The organism is Nostoc sp. CHAB 5715, assembly GCF_020829685.1.
Taxonomy (GTDB): domain Bacteria; phylum Cyanobacteriota; class Cyanobacteriia; order Cyanobacteriales; family Nostocaceae; genus Nostoc.
The window spans coordinates 1-5,729 of the sequence record NZ_JAIVFR010000462.1; the positions used below are offsets into that span (position 1 = coordinate 1).

The window sequence follows — 5,729 nt, forward strand, 5'->3', positions numbered from 1 at the left end:
TCGGCATTTTATTGGGAACAGCGTGATAAACCTTTCCAAGTCGTCTTTCGTCAAGTTGAATTTCCTTGGACATTTTTAGATTGGCGAGAATTATCATACAAAGAACAGCAAGCGCGATTAGAGGAGTACCAAATCCTAAATACGATCATGGTAACCGCTTTGTTGCCGACGGAGTTACCAGTGTCCATCCTGTTCAGTATGGGGAACGTTGCCAAGGAAATGCTAACTGTGTTCCCATCTGTCCGGTTCAAGCGAAATATGATGCTCGCAGAACTTTAGCTAAAGCCTTTGAAACCGGTCGAGTTCATGTACTCTACCAAGCAGTGGCTTATCGGGTAGAATGCGATCGCGAAAATGGTCGCGTCACTGCCATTCACTATAAGCGTTATGAGAACCCCAATTCTAGTGAGTACACTACAGGAACCGCTAGAGGAACATTATTTGTCTTAGCGACTAATGCCGTTGAAAACGCTCGGCTATTGCTCGGTTCTGATTTGCCTAACACCAGTGGAATGATAGGGCGGCATTTAATGGATCACCCTTTCACCTTAGCTTGGGCTTTGATGCCTGAAGTGACTGGCACTATGCGAGGGCCTCTTGTTACATCAGGAATCGGAACATTTCGTAAAGGCGATTTCCGTCAAAGACAATCCGCCTTCGCGGTAGATATTCATAATGATGGTTGGGGATGGGCAACCGGATCGCCCAAGGGTGAAGTGGAAGATGCAGTCGATAACAAACACAAATATGGACAAGAACTGCGCCAGACATTGATTAGTCGGATTTCAAGACAACTGCTGCTGGCTTTCATGTGTGAATTACTCCCCGAGTACAGTAACCGAGTAACAATCGATCCGAGGCACAAGGATAAACTGGGTAATTATCGTCCCGTCATTAGCTTTAACCTACCCGACTACAGTCGCAGAACCCTTGCCTACACGAGAAAAGTCTCTCGTGTAATCTTCGAGCGTTTAGGAGCGGAAGATTATACCAACTATGATCCTAAAGACCCCGCCTATTTTGAATTTGAGGGTGAAGGTTACGTATACAAAGGCGGAAACCACTTTTCGGGAACTCATATCATGGGAACGACACCATTCGATTCAGTTGTTGATCGTCATCTGCGTTGTTGGGATCATCAAAATCTTTTTCTAGTTGGCGCAGGAAGTATGCCAACCATTGGTAGTTCAAATACAACATTGACCATTGCCGCGCTGAGTTTTAGGCTTGCCGAGCAAATGCTTAAAGAATTAAATTCTCATAATTTGCAAGTCAGTAATTTGCAAGTCAGTAATTTGCAAGCCAGTAATTTGCAAGCCAGGTAGGGCGTGTCATCAATTAAAATTACGCTCCATCAGGGAAAGGCTTTGGGCAGTTTTAATCCAAAACTTCATGAGGGCTGAAATTCAGCCCTAGATGGAGTTCTACGGCTATTTGATCATACGCCCTAGTACCCCTTACACAGTCGAAAAAACATTGCGAGTAGACGTTATGACTACAGTCTCCGATAGCTTAAAGTTGATTACAACGGTTGACCAATTGAAGTACTATCTCATACAGGCAATGAAGATAGAACATGCAACCATTCCCCCTTACATGACAGCACTTTACTCCATTAAACCCGGAACGAATTTAGAAGCTTTCCATATTATCCGGGCGGTTGCTGTAGAAGAAATGCTACATCTAACTCTCGTGGCTAATGTTTATAATGCGGTGGGAGGATCGTTTGAATCACCAGTCCTGAGGGCACCTGATTTTATTCCCAAATATCCTAGCTATCTGCCTACAGGATCTACAGATTTTAAAGTAGGTTTAAGCAAGTTTTCCAAAGAGACTATAGAGACCTTTCGTCAGATTGAACGGTCTCAACACGTTCCAGAAAGTATGCCATTAGTTGCATCTCGAAGCTTAGAAGAACGTTTTTTGGAAGTTATAGGCTTCGATCCGACCAAGACTTTCTACAGCATTGGCTTATTTTATGCAGAGATCATTCGTGGTCTGAATGCACTCTATAAAGAGAAGGGGACCGATCTATTTTGTGGCGATCCTAAGCGACAAATTACCCCGGAATACTACTATAACGGTGGTGGAGACATCATCCCAGTGACCGATCTGCGTTCAGCCATACGAGCCTTAAAAGTGATTCAAGATCAGGGTGAGGGGTCAAGAAGCGAAACGATCTATGATGCAGAACGAGAACTAGCCCATGACTATCGTTTTCAGCAAATACTATTAGGCAAATATTATCTGATCGACAAGGATGATCCGACAAAATCTGATAAGCCCAATCAGCCTACAGGTGATTCGTTTACCGTAGATTGGGACGCAGTTTATCCGATTAAGGATAATGCCAAACTGAGTGATTATCCCGAAGGATCAGAAGTGCGTACAGCAGCCTTAGAGTTTCAGTCCGCCTATAGTGACTTCTTAACCAAGATTGAATACGCTTTTAATGGACATCCTGAGCATTTGATTCCCGCAGTTGGGGGAATGTTCCGCCTTAAAGAACAGGCTAATAGTTTAATGCGTAACCCTATTCCAAGCAGTCCAGGAGTTAATGCGGCTCCTCTTTTTCGGTTAGACCAGCCTTAGATAACTTTGACTTGCGGATCTAAACTTTTTGTGGAGGTAAATAACTGATGGATATTAATGCACCTGAGTTTATCGAGTATTTCCTCAATCTCTCAGTCGTCCTTACAGGTTTTTCCAAGTTTCACTTGCAGGGAACAGGCGTTGCTACTCTTTATTTTGAAACCATTCGGGACATCATTGGTGAAGATATCTTTGGAGAACTGTTAACAACTTTTCATCAGTTGGAGCTTGAAAAAAAAGAAAAAAAGCACGAATCAATCATACAAATTCTGGCGTCTGAAAAATTTGGCCCGATCGCCCGCAATATCATCAAGGTTTGGTATATGGCCACCTGGTATGCACTGCCACAATCCTGGCGGGATGTTTTTGGAACCAAAGAAAAGGATGGAACCTTTATTATCAGTCCCCACGCCTATCCAGAAGGACTTTTATGGACTGCGATCGGTGTTAACCCACCTGGCGCGAAAGGCCAGGGATACGGAACTTGGAGCGAACCCCCTTTAGTCAGCCTTACTAAAAGCTAACATCCTTTCTGGGTAGGGTTAACGATGTTTAGCTTCGCCTCACTCAACCTCTAAAAAAAGACCCATCTTTGATCCTGACAAAATTGCAAAAATTTCTAGTTTTAAGACAAAACATGAGTATTACATCTTGGTTTCGTAAACTCTCTGCCATTGCCCTCTCGATTTTCCTTAGCTTAACGATCTTTACTTTGCCCGCTAACGCTTTCGTTGCGACAGATTACCAAAGGTTGCTTGTGACAAACGCCTGTGCTAATTGTGATCTATCGGAAGTGGATCTATCGAACAAAGATTTATATGGCAGCGCACTCGGTGGGGCAAATCTATCCAAAGCAAATCTCTCTGGTGCCCTACTCAATGATGCAAAGCTTCAAGGAGCTAATTTAACCGGAGCCAATCTATCGGGAGCTATCCTGATGGGAATCACCTTGTCGGATGCTAACCTAACAGGGGCTAATCTTTCTCAGGCAGATTTGTATAATGCCCTCATGAGTAAGGCAACGTTGTTAAACGCGGATTTAACCGATGCAGATTTAACAGAGGCCATTATCTCTGATGCAGATTTGTCTAATGCTTCGGGGAAAAATGCAAAGCTAAAAGGAGCAATTCTTTCTCGAGCCAATTTATCGAGTGCAGATTTTTCCAGTAGCTACATGAGAAATACAAGGTTATCAGATGCCGTTCTTAAGGGAACTAAGTTCTATGGAACCGATTTGGCTAATTCGCTTATGCCTGACGGGACTACTTATAACGGAGATGTTGCAAAGTTTGGGGCTAATCAGTGAGACCTGAATCCTTACGGGTAATCTTGATGACGAGGCCGAAGAATATTTGAACACGCATCCTCGAAAAGGTATTTTAATACATCGTTTTGAGCATTCTATTCGTCACCAACTCTTGTCCGTGTACTGAAAGAAGAATTTCAGGAACTCCAATATGCATAGCATTCACAAATGTCTATAGTCTGTGAAGGTTGCACAGACAATAATGAATTTGTCACTTAGAGCGGTGCTGGCACTTTAAATTTGGAAAAAAGTTGCACACCGCATTAAGTTCATTGCAATGGTTAGCAATGAGTTTTATTTATTTTTGACTCATTGCTGATTGTTTGAGAGTTCTACTTTTATAACCAATCAAAGATTAGGAATCACTAAGTCATGTTTGCAAAGAATCAGCGCAAGATGAATAAATCATCAGTTTTCTACAAAATCAAAGGGATTAGTAGTTTATTTGCCCTATTATTTATCTTTATTTTGGTGGGGATAACTAGCTTAACGCTTCCCGCAACTGCTGCTCCAAGTGGAAACAATTCTGTTTTGGTGTCTCTGGTTTCCCCTTCATCTACTAAACCTGCGATATTAGAGCCAACATTTGATCGCACAAAAGTCAATTTGGGCATTACGCCGACTGGTTGGAGTAATAGTGATGATCTTACTATTGATCTCATACCTCCTATCCCTTTCCAGCAGATTTTAAGTGAAACGGCACTATCTGGCTTCCAAGGTTCGCAAATGTCACCTAAATATCCGAAAGATATGAAGGTTTTAAAAAGAGAGTTAAAACTTCGTAACTTGAGAATTTCTGAACCTTGGGTGGGAACTCTATTCACTGAAAAAGGAAAGGAAGATGAAACCTTTCAAGAATTCGATAAACAAGTAGCCTTCATGAAGGAGATGAAAGGCAAAAATATTGTGGTTGCTGAATTGGGTGGTGCTGTTCATCAGAAGAAATGCGTAGACCCTCTAGTTAACAGGCCACATTTTACTGACGAGCAATGGTCGGATTTAGTGAATGGGCTGAACACACTCGGTTCAATTGCAAAAGAAAACGGTATGCAGTTGGTCTATCATCCCCATATTGGTACGGGAGTAGAAAACTCTACTGATATTGATCGGTTGATGAACGGTACTGATCCCAAAAATGTTAAGCTGCTTCTCGATACTGGTCATTTGTACTACGCAGGAGTTGATCCTCTGACAGTAACTAAAAAATATTCTAATCGGATCAAACACGTTCATCTGAAAAATATTCGTCAGCCAGTTTTAGACGAATCAAAAAAAACTGGTCGTAGCTTTTTAGATTCCATCCGAGAAGGGATATTTACTGTTCCGGGAGATACTGCTGGCGCAATTGATTTTCAGCCAATTTTACAAGAGCTTGCTAAAGCTAACTATGAAGGCTGGCTGATGGTGGAAGCAGAACAAGATCCTAATAAAGCTGAACCTTTGACATACGCGCTACTTGCTCGCAATTATCTACGCAAAGTGACTAGTTTGTAGCAAAAATAGAAACCCAGACCTCAACGAAGTAGCTCTGGGTAGTTTCTCTCATCAAAATCAACAGTTCTTCAACCGGAGTTTAACTATGATAGCTAGCGATAAAGACAAGATCAGAGAGATATTTGAAGAAGTATATGCCAATAATGTTAAATCTGAAGATTTGGCTGGTTATGGCGAAATGTATACAGAAAATGCTCTTTGGATGGCACCGAATGTCCCCGATCGCGTTGGGATTAGTGATATTGTTGAAGGGTTTAGCGAGCAAATTGCTAACAACAGGATCGATCCAATTTTCACTGCCGAAGAAATCGAAGTCATTGGCGATTTTGGTTATGTC

General features: G+C 42.1%; 7 protein-coding genes. All 7 read left to right on the top strand.

Annotated elements, in window-relative coordinates:
- A partial coding sequence (locus LC574_RS23170) for a hypothetical protein (protein WP_229455928.1) occupies nt 1-279 on the top strand: 279 nt, incomplete at its 5' end.
- A complete protein-coding gene (locus tag LC574_RS39195) occupies nt 237-1,325 on the top strand; it encodes a GMC oxidoreductase (RefSeq protein WP_368736725.1) in 1,089 nt (362 codons plus the stop codon). The genes LC574_RS23170 and LC574_RS39195, both read left to right, overlap by 43 nt.
- A 166-nt stretch (nt 1,326-1,491) precedes the next feature.
- On the top strand, nt 1,492-2,592 hold the full coding sequence (locus LC574_RS23180) for a ferritin-like protein (protein ID WP_229455930.1): 1,101 nt from the start codon (nt 1,492-1,494) through the stop codon (nt 2,590-2,592).
- Between the two features lie 47 nt (nt 2,593-2,639).
- Nucleotides 2,640-3,116, top strand: coding sequence for a hypothetical protein (locus LC574_RS23185; protein ID WP_229455931.1), 477 nt, complete (start codon nt 2,640-2,642; stop codon nt 3,114-3,116).
- Between the two features lie 68 nt (nt 3,117-3,184).
- Nucleotides 3,185-3,898, top strand: coding sequence for a pentapeptide repeat-containing protein (locus LC574_RS23190; protein ID WP_229455932.1), 714 nt, complete (start codon nt 3,185-3,187; stop codon nt 3,896-3,898).
- A 372-nt stretch (nt 3,899-4,270) separates the two neighbouring features.
- Nucleotides 4,271-5,392 (top strand): myo-inosose-2 dehydratase, encoded by a 1,122-nt coding sequence (iolE, locus tag LC574_RS23195; protein WP_229455933.1) that lies wholly within the window; start codon nt 4,271-4,273, stop codon nt 5,390-5,392.
- Between the two features lie 85 nt (nt 5,393-5,477).
- Nucleotides 5,478-5,729 (top strand): DUF4440 domain-containing protein (locus LC574_RS23200; protein ID WP_229455934.1); only part of this gene is annotated, 252 nt, incomplete at its 3' end.